Origin of the sequence: Bradyrhizobium retamae (genome assembly GCF_001440415.1) — a bacterium.
GTDB classification, from domain to species: Bacteria; Pseudomonadota; Alphaproteobacteria; order Rhizobiales; family Xanthobacteraceae; genus Bradyrhizobium; species Bradyrhizobium retamae.
The window spans coordinates 1-16,814 of sequence record NZ_LLYA01000090.1; the positions used below are offsets into that span (position 1 = coordinate 1).

At 62.2% G+C, this 16,814-nt stretch carries 17 protein-coding genes and 3 pseudogenes; 11 read left to right on the forward strand and 9 right to left on the reverse strand.

Going from position 1 to position 16,814, the window contains the following annotated elements:
• The 4 genes and pseudogenes from CQ13_RS45550 to CQ13_RS10910 all read left to right on the forward strand — a co-directional run.
• Positions 1–125 (forward strand): annotated as a pseudogene (locus CQ13_RS45550) (chemotaxis protein CheW); the annotation flags it as partial.
• A gap of 58 nt (positions 126–183) precedes the next feature.
• Positions 184–549 (forward strand): response regulator, encoded by a 366-nt coding sequence (locus CQ13_RS10900; RefSeq protein ID WP_028347253.1) that lies wholly within the window; start codon positions 184–186, stop codon positions 547–549.
• 80 nt (positions 550–629) lie between these two features.
• Complete coding sequence (locus CQ13_RS10905; protein ID WP_057842906.1) at positions 630–1,796, forward strand: protein-glutamate methylesterase/protein-glutamine glutaminase; 1,167 nt, start codon at positions 630–632, stop codon at positions 1,794–1,796.
• Complete coding sequence (locus CQ13_RS10910; protein ID WP_057842907.1) at positions 1,793–2,671, forward strand: CheR family methyltransferase; 879 nt, start codon at positions 1,793–1,795, stop codon at positions 2,669–2,671. Before CQ13_RS10905 ends, CQ13_RS10910 begins: the two co-directional genes overlap by 4 nt.
• A 37-nt stretch (positions 2,672–2,708) precedes the next feature.
• On the opposite strand, the gene CQ13_RS10915 is transcribed toward CQ13_RS10910, so the two are convergent.
• The 4 genes and pseudogenes from CQ13_RS10915 to ctrA all read right to left on the reverse strand — a co-directional run bounded on the left by CQ13_RS10915 (position 2,709) and on the right by ctrA (position 5,548).
• On the reverse strand, positions 2,709–3,866 hold the full coding sequence (locus tag CQ13_RS10915) for a glutathionylspermidine synthase family protein (protein ID WP_057842908.1): 1,158 nt from the start codon (positions 3,864–3,866) through the stop codon (positions 2,709–2,711).
• A 5-nt stretch (positions 3,867–3,871) separates the two neighbouring features.
• Positions 3,872–4,276 carry a hypothetical protein gene (locus CQ13_RS10920; protein WP_057842909.1) on the reverse strand — a complete coding sequence of 135 codons (405 nt, stop codon included), beginning with the start codon at positions 4,274–4,276 and terminating at the stop codon, positions 3,872–3,874.
• Between the two features lie 2 nt (positions 4,277–4,278).
• Positions 4,279–4,676, reverse strand: a pseudogene (locus CQ13_RS10925) (DUF350 domain-containing protein).
• Between the two features lie 170 nt (positions 4,677–4,846).
• A complete protein-coding gene (gene ctrA, locus CQ13_RS10930) occupies positions 4,847–5,548 on the reverse strand; it encodes a response regulator transcription factor CtrA (protein ID WP_057842910.1) in 702 nt (233 codons plus the stop codon).
• 366 nt (positions 5,549–5,914) lie between these two features.
• Between ctrA and fliI the strand changes: the two genes are divergently transcribed.
• From fliI to CQ13_RS10950, 4 genes are all read left to right on the forward strand, one after another.
• Positions 5,915–7,240, forward strand: a complete 1,326-nt coding sequence (fliI, locus tag CQ13_RS10935; RefSeq protein WP_057842911.1) for a flagellar protein export ATPase FliI — start codon at positions 5,915–5,917, stop codon at positions 7,238–7,240.
• A gap of 109 nt (positions 7,241–7,349) precedes the next feature.
• A complete protein-coding gene (gene fliJ, locus CQ13_RS10940; protein WP_057842912.1) occupies positions 7,350–7,766 on the forward strand; it encodes a flagellar export protein FliJ in 417 nt (138 codons plus the stop codon).
• Positions 7,767–7,959: 193 nt separating this feature from the next.
• A complete protein-coding gene (locus tag CQ13_RS10945; protein ID WP_057842913.1) occupies positions 7,960–8,517 on the forward strand; it encodes a sigma-70 family RNA polymerase sigma factor in 558 nt (185 codons plus the stop codon).
• A gap of 3 nt (positions 8,518–8,520) precedes the next feature.
• The gene (locus tag CQ13_RS10950) at positions 8,521–9,426 is read left to right on the forward strand and encodes an anti-sigma factor (protein ID WP_057842914.1); all 906 of its coding nucleotides are present in this window, start codon (positions 8,521–8,523) and stop codon (positions 9,424–9,426) included.
• Between the two features lie 185 nt (positions 9,427–9,611).
• Here CQ13_RS10950 and CQ13_RS10955 read toward each other — a convergent pair whose 3' ends face one another.
• Together CQ13_RS10955 and flhA are read right to left on the reverse strand one after the other, a co-directional pair.
• Positions 9,612–9,818 carry a hypothetical protein gene (locus tag CQ13_RS10955; protein WP_057842915.1) on the reverse strand — a complete coding sequence of 69 codons (207 nt, stop codon included), beginning with the start codon at positions 9,816–9,818 and terminating at the stop codon, positions 9,612–9,614.
• A gap of 327 nt (positions 9,819–10,145) precedes the next feature.
• Complete coding sequence (flhA, locus tag CQ13_RS10960) at positions 10,146–12,281, reverse strand: flagellar biosynthesis protein FlhA (RefSeq protein ID WP_057842916.1); 2,136 nt, start codon at positions 12,279–12,281, stop codon at positions 10,146–10,148.
• A 490-nt stretch (positions 12,282–12,771) separates the two neighbouring features.
• Between flhA and CQ13_RS10965 the strand changes: the two genes are divergently transcribed.
• Entirely contained in the window at positions 12,772–13,143 is a 372-nt protein-coding gene (locus CQ13_RS10965; RefSeq protein WP_197427302.1) for a sugar O-acetyltransferase, read from the forward strand.
• Between the two features lie 169 nt (positions 13,144–13,312).
• Positions 13,313–13,981: a hypothetical protein gene (locus tag CQ13_RS10970; protein ID WP_057842917.1), complete on the forward strand. Its 669-nt coding sequence runs from the start codon at positions 13,313–13,315 to the stop codon at positions 13,979–13,981.
• Positions 13,982–14,036: 55 nt separating this feature from the next.
• Here the strand turns inward: CQ13_RS10970 and CQ13_RS10975 are convergent, their stop codons facing one another.
• The 3 genes and pseudogenes from CQ13_RS10975 to CQ13_RS47080 form a co-directional block, all read right to left on the reverse strand.
• Positions 14,037–14,426, reverse strand: coding sequence for a VOC family protein (locus tag CQ13_RS10975; protein WP_057842918.1), 390 nt, complete (start codon positions 14,424–14,426; stop codon positions 14,037–14,039).
• A 261-nt stretch (positions 14,427–14,687) separates the two neighbouring features.
• Positions 14,688–15,017: pseudogene (locus tag CQ13_RS47075) on the reverse strand (glutathione S-transferase C-terminal domain-containing protein); the annotation flags it as partial.
• Entirely contained in the window at positions 15,011–15,415 is a 405-nt protein-coding gene (locus CQ13_RS47080) for a glutathione S-transferase family protein (protein ID WP_082637411.1), read from the reverse strand. The pseudogene CQ13_RS47075 and the gene CQ13_RS47080, both read right to left, overlap by 7 nt.
• A 219-nt stretch (positions 15,416–15,634) precedes the next feature.
• Here CQ13_RS47080 and CQ13_RS10985 point away from each other — a divergent pair, with 219 nt between their 5' ends.
• Complete coding sequence (locus CQ13_RS10985; protein WP_057843010.1) at positions 15,635–16,783, forward strand: OpgC domain-containing protein; 1,149 nt, start codon at positions 15,635–15,637, stop codon at positions 16,781–16,783.
• Positions 16,784–16,814: the final 31 nt, after the last annotated feature.

Below are 16,814 nucleotides of genomic sequence, written 5' to 3' on the forward strand. Positions count from 1 at the left end.
CCGTCAATCTCGACCCCCGCATGGCCAAGCTCGCCGGCGGCGTGCACCGCCTCGACGGCCAGCTCATGGTCGTCCTCGACGTCGATCGCGTCCTCGAAATCATACCCGACCTGATGGCGGCATGAAAATCCAACCCGGTACGGAAACATCCCTCTTGGGAATTGATGTAGGTGGAGCCCTAAAATGAAAACATGTCTGGTCGTTGATGACTCGAGCGTCATCCGAAAGGTCGCACGACGTATCCTCGAAGGTCTCGACTTTCAGATCGTCGAAGCCGAGGACGGCGAGAAGGCGCTTGAAGTCTGCAAGCGCGCGATGCCCGAGGCAGTCCTGCTCGACTGGAACATGCCGGTCATGGACGGCTACGAATTCCTCGGCAATCTGCGCCGCATGCCCGGTGGCGACGCGCCCAAGGTGGTGTTCTGCACCACCGAAAACGACGTCGCGCACATCGCGCGTGCGTTGCATGCGGGTGCCAACGAATACATCATGAAGCCGTTCGACAAGGACATCGTCACGGCGAAGTTCCAGGAAGTCGGCCTGATCTGATCTCTATGTGATCCCGGCGGCTCAACGGCCGTCGGCGTCGGTTTTGCAAGTGTGCCGCTTGAGTTGGGTCGGGTGAAGTAATGAGTGTTGCGTTAACGAAGTCTCCACCGCCAATCTCGACAAGGCAAGACAAGCTGCGCGTGATGGTGGTCGACGACTCCGTCGTGATACGCGGGATGATCTCGCGCTGGATCGGCGCCGAGCCGGACATGGAGGTCTCCGCCTCCTTGCGCACCGGCCTCGACGCCGTCAACCAGATCGATCGCATCAAGCCCGATGTCGCCGTGCTCGATATCGAAATGCCGGAGCTCGACGGCATTTCGGCGCTGCCCCAGTTGCTTGCGAAGAAGCGCGACCTCGTCATCATCATGGCGTCGACGCTGACCCGCCGCAATGCGGAGATCAGCTTCAAGGCGCTCTCGCTCGGCGCCGCCGACTACATTCCAAAGCCGGAGAGCACGCGCGAGGCCACCGCTGCCGAGACCTTCCACCACGATCTGATCCAGAAGATTCGCCATCTGGGCGCCAGGGCCCGCCGCCGTGCGTCGCCGGGCGCGAGCCCGGCTCCGGCACCAGCCGAGCGGGCGCGCGAGGTATCCATTCATCCGGTCGCCGCACCGGTTGCGCAACTGCCACTGGCGCGCCGGCCCTTCAGCATGCTGGCGCCGCGTGTGCTTCTGATCGGCTCGTCGACCGGCGGCCCGCAGGCGCTGATGGCGCTGGTCGCCGACATCGGTCCGGTGATCGATCGTTTTCCGGTGCTGATCACCCAGCACATGCCGCCAACCTTCACCACGATTCTCGCCGAGCATCTGGCACGTGCGAGCCGTCGATCGGCGCATGAGGCCGTTGACGGCGAGATCGTCAAGCCCGGCCGGATCTATCTTGCGCCGGGCGGCCGCCACATGCGCGTCGTGCGCCATGGCGCGGACGCCACGATCGCGCTCGACGACGGGCCGCCGGTGAATTTCTGCAAGCCTGCGGTGGACCCGCTGTTCAACTCCGCCATCGACGTCTGGCAGGGCGGCATCATGTCGGTGATTCTGACCGGCATGGGCTCCGACGGCATGCGCGGCGGCAAGGAGATCGTTGCCGCCGGCGGCAGCGTGATTGCCCAGGACGAAGCGACCAGCGTGGTGTGGGGCATGCCGGGCGCGGCCGCCAATGCAGGTATTTGCGCGGCGGTTCTGCCGCTCAATCACATCGCGCCAAAACTGGTTCGGTTGTTTTCGGGAGATCGTTCGTGACGCCTTCAGACTATGAGTATCTGCGTAAGCTTCTGAAAGAGCGCTCCGGGCTCGATCTTTCGGCCGACAAGCAATATCTGGTCGAAAGCCGGCTGCTGCCGTTGGCCCGCAAGTCCAGCCTGCCCGGCATTTCCCAACTCGTCGAGAAGATGAAGGGCGGGGCCAACGCGCTGACGGCGGAGGTGGTCGAGGCGATGACCACCAACGAGACGTTTTTCTTCCGCGACAAGATTCCGTTCGATCATTTGCGGGAAGCGGTCATTCCGGCGCTGGTGCAGGCGCGTGCGGCCCGCCGCGCTTTACGCATCTGGTGCGCAGCTTCCTCCAGCGGGCAGGAACCATATTCGATCGCGATGTGCCTGAAGGAGGCGGGATCCCTGCTGTCCGGTTGGCGCACCGAGATCGTCGCGACCGACCTGTCGCAGGCGGTGCTGGAAAAATCGAAGGCCGGTATCTTCAGCCAGTTCGAGGTGCAGCGCGGATTGCCGATCCAGTTGCTGGTGAAATATTTCACCCAGAACGGCGAGCTCTGGCAGATCAACGCCGAGATCCGCAGCATGGTGCAACATCGTCAGCTCAACCTGCTGCAGGACTTCTCCCATCTCGGCGTGTTCGACATCATCTTCTGCCGCAACGTGCTGATCTATTTCGATCAGAATACCAAGGCTAACATCTTCGAGCGGCTCTCGCGGATGCTGGAGTCCGATGGCGTGCTGGCGCTGGGCGCTGCCGAATCGGTGGTCGGCATCACCAACAGCTTCAAGCCCTATCCGGAGCGACGCGGACTTTATCGTCCGAACATCGCACCGGTGATGCGGGTGGGGGCGTCGACCCTGGTGCCGCAAACCCTGCGGGCGGTTGCCGCGGCGGGCTGACCCTGTTCTTCAGCCTGCACCTCGGCATGTTGCCGCGCTACAAGATCGCGTGCGGCAGGAAACGCGACGTGTTGCCGGTGATCGGGTTCTGGTCCTCGCGGATCGACAGGCCGCATGGCGTGTGATCGACCAGCCAGCTCCCGAGCACCGGGTATAGGTCGGTGAAGCTCGGCAGCGGCGCGAAAGCCTGCCGGATGAATCCTTCCGCCCCATAGGGGCCCTGCTGCTCCGCCAGCGTGGTGCCGGCGCTGACGAGCGCAACATTGGCGCCTTCGCGCGAATAGAGCGGCTTGCGCACGAACGAGGAGCCGAGCAGTGCCGCCTTCGGATCATCCTCGAAATAGGCCGGCAGCAAATTGGGATGCTTCGGAAACATCTCCCACAGCAGAGGAAGGATGCCCTTGTTGGAGAGGATCGCCTTCCATGGCGATTCGATCCAGCGGGTCGGCGCGGTTGCGAGTTTTTCGCCGAACGTGTCGTGGAACATCCATTCCCAGGGATAGAGCTTGAAGGCGAGCTCGATGGCGCGGTCGCGGAGATCGACGAAGCGGCCATTGCCATCCAACCCGACTTCCTTGATGTCCATCAATGTCGTCTTCAATCCGGCTTGGCTCGCAGTGTCCTGCAGATAGGCCAGCGTACCGTTATCCTCGGCATTGTCGGTCATTCCTGTGAGATGAAGATGCTTGGCGCTGCCATATTTCTTCCAGGCGTCGATCAGGCGCTCGTGGATTGAATTGAACTGGTCGGCGCGCTTCGGGATGATGTTGCGCTCCATCGCCTGTTCGAGCCAGGCCCACTGAAAAACCGCCGCTTCGAAAATCGAGGTCGGCGCATCGGCGTTGTACTCCAGCAGTTTCGCCGGGCTCCAGCCGTCATAGCTAAGGTCCAACCGGCCGTGGAGGCTGGCATCATCGCGGCGCCAGCTTTCGGAAATCAGCGGCCAGAACGCTTCGGGTATTTTCAATCGGCGCAAATATTTTTCGTCGTTGATCACGCGGCCGACCAGCTCAAGGCGCATCGTATCGATCTCGGCGGTGGGCGCCTCGATCCGCCGTTCGATTTCCTGCAGCGTGAACGCGTAATAGGCCCGTTCATCCCAATAGCGTTCGCCATTGACGGTGTGAAAAGTAAACCCGACGCTTTCGGCGGTGGCGGGCCAGTCGTCACGTTCGAAGCAGACGATCCGCTGCATGAAACTCAACCGCCTGAGAAGCCGATGGCATGCCCGAAGGAGCCGAAGCCGCCGCGCTGCACCGCGTGTGAGCCGGAATCGGAGGAGGAATGGCTCGAGGAGGAGGAGTCGCTGCCATAGTAACCGCTGCGCGACGAGCCGCCGCTGGAGCTGCCGCCATGGCCCGAGGAAGAGCTGCGGGAGGAGCACTCGGCGGTGTTTTGCGTCGGCGATGCCAAGTTCGGGTTTGGTTGCTCGCAAGTGCGGCTCGGCATCAGCGTGTAGGCGGTGGCGCCGACCGCGAACGTGCCCATGAGCAGGAGTGCGACATGGCCCGAACGCTTGGCCGGCGGCGGCGGAACGGGACGCGGCGCCGCCGGCACCGAGACCGGTTTGCGCTTGCCGAATTCAGGCTCTGAATTGTTCGCCATGGTCAGTAGGTCATGCAAGCGGCGTTGATCGCGCCTGCGGCCAGCGAGGACAGCCCGAGCCAGATCGCGGCGGCGAGTTCGCCCGATGCGATCCGCTTCGACAGGTTCGGCACCGGAACCCTGACGAGGTAATAGACGATGATCTGCACGATCAGCGCGATCGCGGCCCAGATCAGGCAATCCCAGACATTGGCCGAATGGGTGATAGCGCTGACCAGCGGCAGCCGAGCAGGCTCAAGCCCAGCGCAATCGCGGCGGCCGGCTCATTGGCGCGGATCAGATCGAACTCGTTGTGCGCCGTGACGCGGGTGTAGACGAACAGGTAAGCCACCACGGCGACAATCGCCGTGCAGAAGTAAACCAGGAACGCTGGCAGCCCGGCGAGGAATTGCAGGATCAATGAATTTCGCCCCGACTCGTGCGTTCCGGTAGGTTCACACGATCTGTCAGTCGACGCATCCGAGTGGCGGGTTCAATCCCAAACAGAAACACTGCCCAAACAAAAACCCCGCCATTTCGGGCGGGGTCCAGCCGGGAGGAGTGAGCCTTGCGGCTCGCCGTAAGCCCTGATCAGGCGGGGATGCGCTCGTCCACCTCGTGCGGCTCGCGCAGCACATAGCCGCGGCCCCACACGGTCTCGATGAAGTTGCGGCCTTCGGAGGCGTTCGCGAGCTTCTTGCGCAGCTTGCAGATGAAGACGTCGATGATCTTCAGCTCGGGCTCGTCCATGCCGCCATAGAGGTGGTTGAGGAACATTTCCTTGGTCAGCGTGGTCCCCTTGCGGAGCGAGAGCAGCTCCAGCATCTGGTATTCCTTGCCGGTCAGGTGAACCCGCTGGCCGCCGACCTCGACCGTCTTGGTGTCGAGATTGACCACGAGATCGCCGGTCTGGATGACCGACTGGGCGTGACCCTTGGAACGGCGCACGATCGCGTGGATGCGGGCAACCAGCTCGTCCTTGTGGAACGGTTTGGTCATGTAGTCGTCGGCGCCGACGCCGAGACCTTTGACCTTGTCCTCGATGCCGGCGAGGCCGGAGAGGATCAGAATGGGAGTCTTGATTTTCGATACCCGGAGCTGCTTGAGCACGTCGTAGCCGGACATGTCGGGCAGGTTGAGGTCGAGAAGGATAATATCGTAATCGTAAAGCTTACCCAGATCGACGCCTTCTTCTCCGAGATCCGTCGTGTAGACGTTGAAACTCTCGGATTTCAGCATCAATTCGATCGACTGCGCGACGGCGCTGTCATCTTCTATCAGCAAAACGCGCATGCCAGTCCCCTTTAGTCCGCCGCTCCGGGCGTCAGGTCGGCCGCACTTGCGGCACTCAAAACGCCTTTAACAACTGATTCGGATCCTGACAGACACATGGTTAACAAAATCTGATTCCGGTTCGCAAGCTCTTTAAGTGCAATTTCTAGCGAATCGCCCTAAGATGTTGCTCGGAAGCAGCTTTTCTCCACAGTGCCCACTCAGGTTCCAGATTAAGAGACGGGCCTAACCGACTCCCGCGTTTAGCCCTTCTTCTGACGGGCAAGCGCTCTCAGTCACCAAAGACAGTGACGCAATGATTAATGATGCGGGTAAACACGAGGTTAAGCGCCCTCCGTTAAAGCGCGGAAACTTAAGGTTTTCGCAATGAAGGCGCTCGCGGAGCAGATCGGCGATATCGACGGCGTCAATATATATGGCCGCGTTGTGGGCGTGCGCGGGCTGATGGTCGAGATCGCGGGGCCTATCCATGCGATGTCGGTCGGCGCCCGCATCGTCATCGAGACCGGCGGAAGCCGCTTGATCTCGGCCGAAGTAATCGGCTTTTCCGGCAGCAATGCTGTCGTGATGCCGTTCGGTGGACTCGACGGCGTCCGGCGTGGTTGCCGCGCGGTCATTGCGACCGCGGCAAGCCAGGTGCGGCCGTCGCCGGCCTGGCTCGGCCGCGTCATCAACGCCATGGGGGAGCCGATCGACGGCAAGGGGCCGCTGGTGCAAGGCCCGTCGCCGATGCCCTATCGCAATGCGCCGCCGCCCGCGCATTCGCGCAAGCGCGTCGGGGCGCCGCTCGATCTCGGCGTGCGGGCGCTCAACACGTTCCTGACCTGCTGCCGCGGCCAGCGGCTCGGCATCTTCGCCGGTTCCGGTGTCGGCAAATCGGTGCTGCTGTCGATGCTGGCGCGCAATGTCGATGCCGATATCACCGTCATCGGCCTGATCGGCGAACGCGGCCGCGAGGTGCAGGAATTTCTGCAGGAGGATCTTGGCGACGAAGGCCTGGCGCGCTCGGTCGTGGTGGTGGCGACATCCGATGAGCCCGCCTTAATGCGGCGGCAGGCCGCCTACCTGACGCTGGCGATATCAGAATATTTCCGCGACGAGGACAAGGACGTGCTGTGCCTGATGGATTCGGTCACGCGCTTTGCGATGGCGCAGCGCGAGATCGGGCTGTCGGCCGGCGAGCCGCCGACCGCGAAAGGCTATACGCCGACGGTGTTCACGGAACTGCCAAAACTCCTGGAACGGGCAGGGCCGGGCACCGGCGTCGGCACCATCACCGGCATTTTCACGGTGCTGGTCGACGGCGACGACCATAACGAACCGATCGCGGATGCGGTGCGCGGCATTCTGGACGGCCACGTCGTGATGCAGCGCTCGATTGCAGAGCGCGGACGGTTTCCCGCGATCAATATTCTTAAATCGGTCTCGCGCACCATGCCGCGATCGGCCAATCCCGACTATCTTCCCATCATCATGCGGGGCCGCCAGGTGATGGCGGCCTACGCCGACATGGAGGAACTGATCCGGCTTGGCGCCTATCGGGCAGGCTCGAGCCCGGAGGTCGACGAGGCGATCCGGTTGCACGAGCCGCTGGAAGCCTTTCTGCGCCAGGCCAAGGACGAAAACTCGAGCCTTGATGACGGCTACCGCCAGTTGGCGCAGATCCTCGCCAATTTGGAAACGGAACGCTAACTTTGTCAGGCCATCATCCCCGGCACATGATTAACGACGCCGGTGGGGTCCCCCGAGGGAGCCGGCTCCGTCCCGCGTTCAGATTGGGACTTCTGGGGAGTATGAGTCGATGAAGTCACGAGAAACGCTGATCCGCCTGAAGAAATTTCAGGTCGACGAGAAGCGCCGAAGGGTTACCCAGATCGAAGGCATGATCGCCGACTTCCAGCGCATGTCGGTTGATCTCGAGCGCGAAATCCAGACCGAGCAGGAGCGGGCCGGAATCAACGACCCCTCGCACTTCGCCTATCCGACCTACGCCAAGGCCGCGATCCAGCGCCGGGAAAACCTGACCCGCTCCGCCGACGAACTGCGCATCCAGCTCGAGGATGCCAAGAGCCTGCTCAGCGAAGCCTTCGAGGAATTGAAAAAGGTCGAACTGCTCGACGAGCGCGACCAGGCGCGCGAGCGCGCCGAGGAAAGCGCCCGCGAACAGGCCGACATGGACAGTATCGGCCTGATGCGCGCCCGGCTTGGCGTCGCCTGACGCTTCTCACACCATCGGTTGAAGGAATCGAAAACCCGGGCCTCGCGGCCTGGGTTTTTCTTGGCCAATCTTTCTTGGCCAACCTTCCGGAATCGGCGACTTGGTGGCCCCTGTGACGCAAGGTATGCTACGAAACTTCTCGTCGGCTCCGGCGCAGGACGCATTGGAGGAGCGGGATTGTGGGGGTCGCTGAATGCTGACGCCAGCGGAGCTGGTCTGGCTGATTGCCGCGGTGGCGAAGGGGGATGAGGCCGCTTTTGAGCGCCTTTACGCCGCCACGCGCGCGAAACTCTTCGGCGTCGTGCTCCGTATCTTGCGGCGTCAGGACCTCGCGGAGGAGGTCATTCAGGAGGCTTACGTCAAGATCTGGAACAGCGCGGGACAGTTCAACCCGGCGCTCGCTTCGCCGATCACGTGGATGGCGTCGATCGCGCGCAACCGGGCGATCGACGTGGTGCGCAAGAAGGGCGAAAGCTCGATCGAGGAGGAGCCGACCGCGATGGAAGTGGCGGCCGAGTCGCCCGATCCGCTGGCGCGGCGCGAGATGACGGAAGAGTTGAAGCGGTTGCTCGAATGCGTCGGTCGCCTGGAGCCGGATCGGCAGAAGCTCGTGCTGCTCGCCTATTACAACGGCTGGAGCCGCGAACAGCTCGCCGCCAAGTTCGAGACGCCGGTGAATACGGTGAAGACGTGGCTGCGCCGCAGCATGATGGAGATAAGGGAGTGTCTCGGACTGGGGTCCGGGTCTTGAACGATGGCCTATAGCGAAGACCATATCGCGCTCGCCGCGGAATATGCGCTCGGCACCCTCGACGCCGGCGAGCGCGCGCAGGTCGAGACCATGATGGCCGTCGATGCCGAATACAGCGCGCTCGTTCACGCCTGGGAATACCGGCTCGGCGTGCTCAACCAGATGGTCGGTTCCGTCGAGCCGCGTCCGATCGTGTGGGAAAACATCAAGGCCGCGATTGGACGTTCCACGGAAGCGCAGGCGCCGCTGACGCTGCCTGAGGCGCCGCAGACTGCGCCGCCGCCCGAACCCACCGCTGAGCCGGTGGCTCCCGCGGTAGCCGAGGCGCAGCCCGCCGTCACGGACGGTCCGGTTGCAGACAATATCATTCAGTTGTCCAGTCGCGCGAAGCGCTGGCGCAACGTGGCTTCCTTCGCCACCGCAATTGCCGCAGCGCTGATCGCGATGCTGGCGGTGCAGGTCTATCGGCCGGAACTATTACCGGAGGCGCTGCGGCCGCAGCCGCGCATCCAGACCGTCGAAGTGAAGACGCCGGCGCCACCGCCGACACCCTCGGCCCAATATGTCGCGCTGCTGCAGCGTGACGGCGGCGCGCCCGCGTTTATTTTAACGGTCGACGCCGCGACAAAAAACTTCACGGTCCGCAAGGTCGGCGCCGATGCCGAGCCCGGCAAGAGCTTTGAGCTCTGGCTGATTTCCGACCGCCTGCCGCGGCCGCGCTCGCTCGGCGTGATCGGTGGCAGCGATTTCACCGCGCGCCCGGTGCTCGCCGACTACGACGCCAGTACGATCAACACCGCGCTTTATGCGGTAACGGTCGAGCAGGCCGGCGGCTCGCCAAGCGGCCAGCCGACCTCGGCGCCGATCTTTACCGGCAGGCTGATCGAGACGGTGCCGGCTGCTCGCTAGCGCCTGCTGGGGGCGGACGAGGGTGGCAACAGCAGCACGCCACAAAAAGAAAACGCCCGTGGGGAGCGGGCGTTTTCGCAGTCAACTTGGGGGTAGTTGGGGTCTTATATATCCACGTGGCGACTTTGGGGGGCTGTAAAGAGCCGCGTGAATTCCGTGAATTCCTGTGTTTTCGGATTCCTCCGTTAACGTACGACTGAGTTACCGGAACTGGTGATCGCCACCGGCTTGCCGGCCTTCATCACGCTCGTGCTCGCGGTCTGGGTGAGACCTTCATCCGAGCTGTTGCGCGCGGAGATGCTGAACCCGGCGACCACGATACCTGCCACGAGTGCCACGACCACGATCTTGAGATGGGTCGTGCGATCTGCGCTATAGATCGAATGGTTCATGGAAGTCTCCTGCCGCCTCCGGCCTACGGATTTGTTGGATGCGTCCGCAGGCTGGTTCAACGTCTCGCGTCGGGAAACGTAGGAATCCGCGATCCCGTTCCAAAGAGGCAATCACAAGGCGGTGAAAAGACTTGAAGGGCCGCGATCGGAACAGCCGCGGCGATCGCCGAACATGAACAAAAATTCAGTCTCTATAGTAGTTTATGCGGAGGTCACCGCTTCTCAACGCCGAATGGTGCCGTATCGGTCATTTTCGACAAACCATTTGCCTGTGGCGAAAAGGCTGCGCCGTTTTCGCCGGTGATTTGCGCCGCGCCCATAGCGGAGCTAGACGCTGCCAACCGTCTTCAGCCGCGCGCGCGGGTGAATTTCCGCCTGCGACAACACGGTGGTTTGCGAGCGGAACCGCTCGACCAGCGAGCGCACGAACGGGCGGATTGCAGCGGAGGTGACCAGCACCGGCGCCTCGCCCTCGCGCGCTGCCTGCTCGAAGGCGTTGCGAACGCTGGTCATGAACTCCGACAGTTTTGAGGGCTGCATGGCAAGGGTGCGCTCTTCGCCCTGGCCCACGATCGATTCCGCAAACGCCTGCTCCCACCGCGCCGACAGCGCGATCAGCGGCAGATACCCGTTGTATGTGGTATTCTGCGCGCAGATCTGGCGGGCGAGGCGGGCGCGGACGTGCTCGACCATGGTGGCCGGGTTGCGCGAGAAGGCGAGCGCGTCGGCGATGCCTTCGAGGATGGTGGAGAGGTCGCGGATCGAGATCCGCTCGGCCAGCAGGAGTTGCAGCACGCGCTGGATGCCCGAGACCGTGACCTGGCTCGGCACGATGTCCTTGACCAGTTCGCCCTGTTCCTTCGGCAGTTCCTTCAAGAGCTTCTGCACCTCGCCATAGGACAGCAAGTCGCTCATGTTGTTCTTGAGCAGCTCGGTGAGGTGTGTCGACAGCACGGTAGCGGCGTCGACCACCGTGTAGCCCTTCAGCGAGGCCTCTTCCTTCAGCGCGGCATCGACCCAGGTGGCCGGCAGGCCGAACGTCGGCTCGACGGTGTGGATGCCGGGCACGCCGACCTGATTGCCGGCGGGGTCCATCACCATGAACTGGTTCGGCCAGATCTTGCCGGTGCCGGCGTCCACTTCCTTGATCTTGATGACGTAGGTGTTGGCCTCGAGCTGGACGTTGTCGAGGATGCGCACGGCGGGCATCACAAAGCCCATTTCGATCGCGAGCGAGCGGCGCAACGCCTTGATCTGCTCGGTCAGGCGGTCGGTGCCGTCAGGGCCGTTGACCAGCGGCAGCAGCGCATAGCCGAGCTCGATCTTGAGGTCGTCGATCTTGAGCGCGGTGGCGATCGGCTCTTCGGCCGCGGCGTTGGCGGCAGCCGCCGCAAGCTCGGGCGCAGCGGCCGCGGCGGCTTCGGCAGCCCTGGTGACGTTGTTGTGGTTTCGCGCTTTCCAGGCCAGCGCCGCGGCGCCGCCGCCGAGCGCCAGGAACGGCAGCATCGGGATGCCCGGCAACAGCGCCAGCACCAGCATCACGCCGGCCGACATGCCGAGCGCCTGCGGGTAACCCGAGAGCTGCTTCATCAGGGCCTTGTCAGCCGCACCCGTGATGCCGGCCTTCGACACCAAGAGGCCCGCGGCGGTGGAGACGATCAGCGCCGGCACCTGCGTCACCAGGCCGTCGCCGACCGTCAGAATGGTGTAGGTGCGGGCGGCATCGCCAAAGCTCATGCCCTGCTGGGCGACGCCGATGATGATGCCGCCGATCACGTTGATGAACACGATCAGGAGGCCGGCGATGGCGTCGCCGCGGACGAATTTCGAGGCGCCGTCCATGGCGCCGAAGAAGCCGCTTTCGTCTTCCAGCGTCTTGCGGCGAGCCTTGGCGGTCTGCTCGTCGATCAGACCGGCAGAGAGATCGGCGTCGATCGCCATCTGCTTGCCCGGCATCGAATCCAATTGGAAGCGGGCGGCGACTTCGGCGATGCGGCCCGAACCCTTGGTGATGACGACGAAGTTCACGATCACGAGGATAGCGAACACGATGATTCCGATCACGAAATTGCCGCCCATCACGAAATTGCCGAACGCTTCGATGACGTGGCCGGCGGCGGCCGTGCCCTCGTGGCCGTGCGACAGGATCAGCCGGGTCGAGGCCATGTTCAGCGACAGCCGCAGCATGGTCGAGATCAGAAGCACGGTCGGAAATGACGAGAATTCCAGCGGCGTCTGGATGAACAGCGACGTCATCAGGATCAGGATCGATACCGTGATCGAGATCGCCAGGAACAGGTCGAGCACGATCGCCGGCAGCGGCAGGATCAGCACCACCAGGATGACGAGGACGCCGAGCGCCAGCGCCAGATCGCCGCGCTTCAGGATATCGCCGATTTCGTTCAAGGATGGAAACTTGCCGCCTGTGCCTGCGCCGCCCTGACCCGCCGTGACATCGACCATGGTAGCCGCTTCCCCCCGCGCCTGCCGCCATCGGGCGCCAGACGTCTTGGCGGCGGCCGAAGGGCCGCCGTTCCGAAAGTGAGGCACCGCACTGGCGTCCACGGGGTTCCTCCCGTTCTACGCGGCCGACGACACTCGACTTCACCCGGCAATTCTTGCCGGGTGTATGGTTAGCAAAGGGTTAACGGGGCGGGGTTGGCCTTAGCAAAGACCGTCATCCCGGGATGGTCCGCAGGACCAGACCCGGAATCTCGAGATTCTCAGGTGCGCAATTGCGCACCATAGTTCGATGCTTCGCATCGGCCTGGAATGACGAGCACACACACCTCCACATTCCCGCGGCGCATTCCGCCCGGGCTTTGCCAAAACTTTTCGCCCAAAAAGTGGGCGCAGGGAATGCCGGGTGCCGGCTAGCACCCGCGGTCTCGTGTGCGATGGATGGCGTCGCATACTGACAGACTTGTTCAGCGCCGGCGGAGAAACGGTGTGGATGCAGCCGCCGTTCTTCTGCGACTACGGCTCAAACATCGAACTCGGCGAGCGCGTCTTCTTCAACTTCAATTGTGTGGTGCTGGACGTATGCCCGGTAAAGATCGGTGACTTCACGCTGTTCGGTCCGGCCGTGCAAATTCCGACGCCGATGCACCCCTGGAACGCCGAACAGCGCCGAAAGGAAGAATTCGGCAAGCCTATCGAAATTGGATCGGACGTATGGGTCGGCGGCGCAGCGATCATTCTGCCCGTCGTCCGGATCGGATCGCGGGCACTGATCGGCGAGGAAAGCATTGTGGCGCGGGACATTCCTCAGGGCGTGTTTGCTGCAGGCAATCCTTGCCGTGTCGTCCGTGAAATCGCCGAATAGCGATCTTGCTCCTCCATTCACGTTCGCACGTCGGGAACATCCACGCCGGTGGGTTAACCTTGTTGGCAAACAGACTGTACATGGGTCGAGTTATTACGCGGGCCGCCGCCAAGTTGCCTCATTAGACCGGAGAATTTTCACTGCCACTAAACAAAGTGGAGGAAGCATCATGCTGAGAATGATGTTGTTGGGCCTCCTCATCCCATTGGGTGTTGGCGTGCTCGCGGCAATGGAACTCAGAACTCCTGCGCGTAATGAGGTGGTGGTGGTCCAGCCGCTTGCCGAGACAACCGTAGGCGTTTCCGATTCACATATTTCCGATTCACATGCTGCGTTGGCGAAAGCTGACCGACTTGAATTTGCCGCGGCGAACAGCGAGACGCCAGCGCAGCGTGCTCTAGAGCATGATCCGGACCCAGAGGGCCGCGTTAGCGAAAAGTCAGTACCGGTTTTCCCTCGCGACAAAGGCGGAACGGGTTCGCGCGAAGATCATGCTCAAATCAAAGAGATAGGGCGGGATGACGATTCGAAGAAAAGTCATCGCGCTCTCGTCGACGAACGCAGTTCTCCGCCGCAGGGCATCAGTGTCGGTTCTTCGGAGCCCTCGAGGGTGATCAACCGTCATCGACACGATCCCAAATCAAAGAAGGCCACCACCGACGCCCGTCCAAAGAAGGTTGCCACCGCCGCCCGTCCTAAGTCGAAGCCAAAGACCACCGCTATCAAGCAAGCTACCATTTCCGAGCGGCGAAAGACCGTCAGCGACACCGAGCCCTGTCGGCTAAGCGCGTTTGGCGGCTTGCGTAAGGCTTTGAATTCAGTCGACTGCGAGATCTGATTCATTGGAACGGCTTGAAGCTGGCTTCTAACAAGCCACTTCTCGCCGGCGGCCTTCATGGATTCCATCCGCCGCTGCCATAGGGGCGGGTGATGATTTCGAGGAGGTGACCGTTGAGATCTTCGAAGTAGACCCCGCGTCCGCCGTCGTGACGATTGATCTCGCCGGGATGCTTGCGCGCCGGATCGGCCCAGTAAGCAAGCTTGCGTTCCCGAACCCGACCGAAAATCTCGTCGAACTCAGCTTCGCTGACCAGAAAGGCGTAGTGCTGCGGCGCGATTTCGTCGGTGTCCATGTAATCGAGAAAGGCTCCGTTTTCGGCAGCGACCATCTCAAACGGCCCCCAGTGCTTCGGGGCTGGAAGGTTCAATATCTCGGTCAGGAACTTCGCGGAAGCCTTGCTGTCGCGCGCCGACAGGATCGTGTGGTTGAAATGGACCGCCATGGCGTTTCTCCCTAAAGATTTTGCGCTGCGTGCCGCTGGTTTGTTCGATCCATAAAGAGGCCTTCTCGACAGCGCGAGTAACGAGCCTTTGCTACCGGCTGTCTTCAGGCGCCCGAATGAGTCGGACGAGGCGGCTGACCTCGTTGGAGCAGCCGCAGCTCCGCACGCCAGGCCTTGCTGACAAACGGCTCCACCGCCTAACCAGCACACCTTCGGTTGAGTTCCATGCCCTAGTCGTCAAGCCCAAGTGAAGGCGGTGAACTAACCTTCAATCATTCCGGAATGGGACCAAGACCGGACATTGTCACCGCCCATTGCTCCGACTTCGCGGCAGCCCCTTTCATGCGGCGAGATAGGTGCGATAGCGAACTGCATACCAATCAGTGGTTCGCGCGTATTGCCGAACGGCCTTGCGCTCGCCCACGGCCTGGCGCCACTCGGAGAGCCCGCGGCAGCCAGGGGCAGGCGAAATTCGCTGAGTTGTTCGAGGACGTCCGACTGCTCGAACCATGGGTACAACGCAATGTCCGCGAGGGTGAACCGATCGCCGAATAGATAGGGTCCGCTGCGGGGGCGTCGTGCCATCATCTCGTTCTCGAGGAACTGAACATGGTCTCAAGCAACTGCGCGGCCAGCTCACGTCTGGCCTCCGCCTCGCGCGTAAAGATGAATCTATGCGTAGTCGAGTAGAGCTGTTCATCCGCGAGCTTGATCCAATTGCGCGCGCGATCCGCCGGCGCCGCGGGCATCAATGGCGGATCGGGCAGATTTTCGCACCCCCGTGCAACCAGTGGGATCCTGCCGTCCGGCGATATATGCACGAAATCAGAAGGCTTGTTCCTGAGATCGATCTCGATCGGCTCGGCGTCAATTCCCTTCTCGGCGAGCGTCAGGCGGACGCGGTGCGCATAGGACAGAGCTGGTTCGTATAGAGTTTCACGTGGCTCATGATCTGGTACTCCTGGATCGCGCCGGCCGATTGAAGTTATTCCTTACGAGTACCGGTTCGCGCTCAAGGCAAGAACGGAGGCGTCGCAAGTCCTAGTGACGGGCGGCCTCAATCGCGCGGCTCAAATGATCACGTGCAACGCCGACAGCGCTCAACGCTTGCGCGCAGATTCACCTGAAAAAATAGATGCTTAAAGGTGAACGAGCTCACACCAGAGCTCGAGCGGCAGGTCCATTTTGCTGGTTTCGGGACGACCCAGATGCACGACCGAATTACCATCCCCAAGTTCGTGGTCGGCGAGCTGCCGGAGCTGAAAGGCGAAGGCCGCGACCTGCGAATAGATGCCTGCCGAGGCATCGCGCTGTGGTTCATCTTTCTTGACCATGTTCCCGACAACGTCGGAGCTTGGCTGACGTTGCGGAACTACGGCTTCAGCGATGCCGCGGAAATGTTCATGTTCGTCTCGGGCGTAACCTGCGCGCTGGCTTACGGCAGGGCATGGCGCTGCGAGGGCTGGACCGGCGTGATCAGCCGAACGCTGCGGCGAAGCTGGGACATTTACGTTGCATTTCTGCTGCTCACGCTCGCTTGCGTCATCCTGGTTCACCTCGCGGGCACTGGCCGTCTTGCTGACGAGAGCAATACGCGTATCTTGCTGGACCATCCCGGAGCGACGCTCGCGCGCGCGGCGATCCTGCAATACCGTCCGGTCAATACCGACGTGTTGGCAGTCTTCGTGCTTCTTCATCTCTTGTTCGCGCCGCTGCTGTGGCTGCTGCTGCGAGCGCCGAACGCGACGCTTGCTGCCTCGCTGGCGCTTTATCTGTTGGTGCATGCCTTTGGCTGGACCTTCCCGGCGTGGCCGAACGGCCACTGGGCTTTCAATCCGCTGGCCTGGCAATTGCTGTTCGTGCTTGGCGCGTGGTGGATGATCGAGGGCAAGAGTCCTCGGTCGTGGGTGACGTCACGCACGACGCTTATGCTTGCCGTTCTGTATCTGCTCTTAACCCTGGTCATCGCATTGAGCTGGCGCATCAGACCGCTGGAGGCACTGATCCCGGAGGCGTTGGCGAAACTGATTTACCCATTGGACAAATCGAATCTCGATCCATTGCGACTGCTGCATTTTTTGGCCCTTGCGGTTTTGGCGTCATGGCTCGTGCCCCGCAAGTGGCGAGGGCTGGCGACGCCGGTGATGCGCGACGCGATCCTCTGTGGCCAGAACTCGCTGCCAATCTATTGCCTCGGCGTTCTCTTGACGTTCGCCAGCTACGCGGCGCTGCTCAGCATTTCAGACGGACTTGCGATGCAGGTAGCATTGAGTCTCACTGGCATCGCAGCGATGATCGGGACCGCAACACTGCTAAGCTCGATCAGCATCAAACCCAGGCAGCGATCGCAACAGTAACGCGCGTCGTTGCGCATGCGATCCATGTGGC

What these genes read in the sequence shown, in the direction of transcription:
- CQ13_RS10900 (WP_028347253.1), top strand. Translation starts at nt 184, where the DNA reads ATGAAAACATGTCTGGTCGTTGATGACTCGAGCGTCATCCGAAAGGTC.
- CQ13_RS10905 (WP_057842906.1), top strand. Translation starts at nt 630, where the DNA reads ATGAGTGTTGCGTTAACGAAGTCTCCACCGCCAATCTCGACAAGGCAA.
- CQ13_RS10915 (WP_057842908.1), bottom strand. Translation starts at nt 3,866, where the DNA reads ATGCAGCGGATCGTCTGCTTCGAACGTGACGACTGGCCCGCCACCGCC.
- CQ13_RS10920 (WP_057842909.1), bottom strand. Translation starts at nt 4,276, where the DNA reads ATGGCGAACAATTCAGAGCCTGAATTCGGCAAGCGCAAACCGGTCTCG.
- ctrA (WP_057842910.1), bottom strand. Translation starts at nt 5,548, where the DNA reads ATGCGCGTTTTGCTGATAGAAGATGACAGCGCCGTCGCGCAGTCGATC.
- fliI (WP_057842911.1), top strand. Translation starts at nt 5,915, where the DNA reads ATGAAGGCGCTCGCGGAGCAGATCGGCGATATCGACGGCGTCAATATA.
- fliJ (WP_057842912.1), top strand. Translation starts at nt 7,350, where the DNA reads ATGAAGTCACGAGAAACGCTGATCCGCCTGAAGAAATTTCAGGTCGAC.
- CQ13_RS10945 (WP_057842913.1), top strand. Translation starts at nt 7,960, where the DNA reads ATGCTGACGCCAGCGGAGCTGGTCTGGCTGATTGCCGCGGTGGCGAAG.
- CQ13_RS10950 (WP_057842914.1), top strand. Translation starts at nt 8,521, where the DNA reads ATGGCCTATAGCGAAGACCATATCGCGCTCGCCGCGGAATATGCGCTC.
- CQ13_RS10955 (WP_057842915.1), bottom strand. Translation starts at nt 9,818, where the DNA reads ATGAACCATTCGATCTATAGCGCAGATCGCACGACCCATCTCAAGATC.
- flhA (WP_057842916.1), bottom strand. Translation starts at nt 12,281, where the DNA reads ATGGTCGATGTCACGGCGGGTCAGGGCGGCGCAGGCACAGGCGGCAAG.
- CQ13_RS10965 (WP_197427302.1), top strand. Translation starts at nt 12,772, where the DNA reads ATGCAGCCGCCGTTCTTCTGCGACTACGGCTCAAACATCGAACTCGGC.
- CQ13_RS10970 (WP_057842917.1), top strand. Translation starts at nt 13,313, where the DNA reads ATGCTGAGAATGATGTTGTTGGGCCTCCTCATCCCATTGGGTGTTGGC.
- CQ13_RS10975 (WP_057842918.1), bottom strand. Translation starts at nt 14,426, where the DNA reads ATGGCGGTCCATTTCAACCACACGATCCTGTCGGCGCGCGACAGCAAG.
- CQ13_RS10985 (WP_057843010.1), top strand. Translation starts at nt 15,635, where the DNA reads ATGCACGACCGAATTACCATCCCCAAGTTCGTGGTCGGCGAGCTGCCG.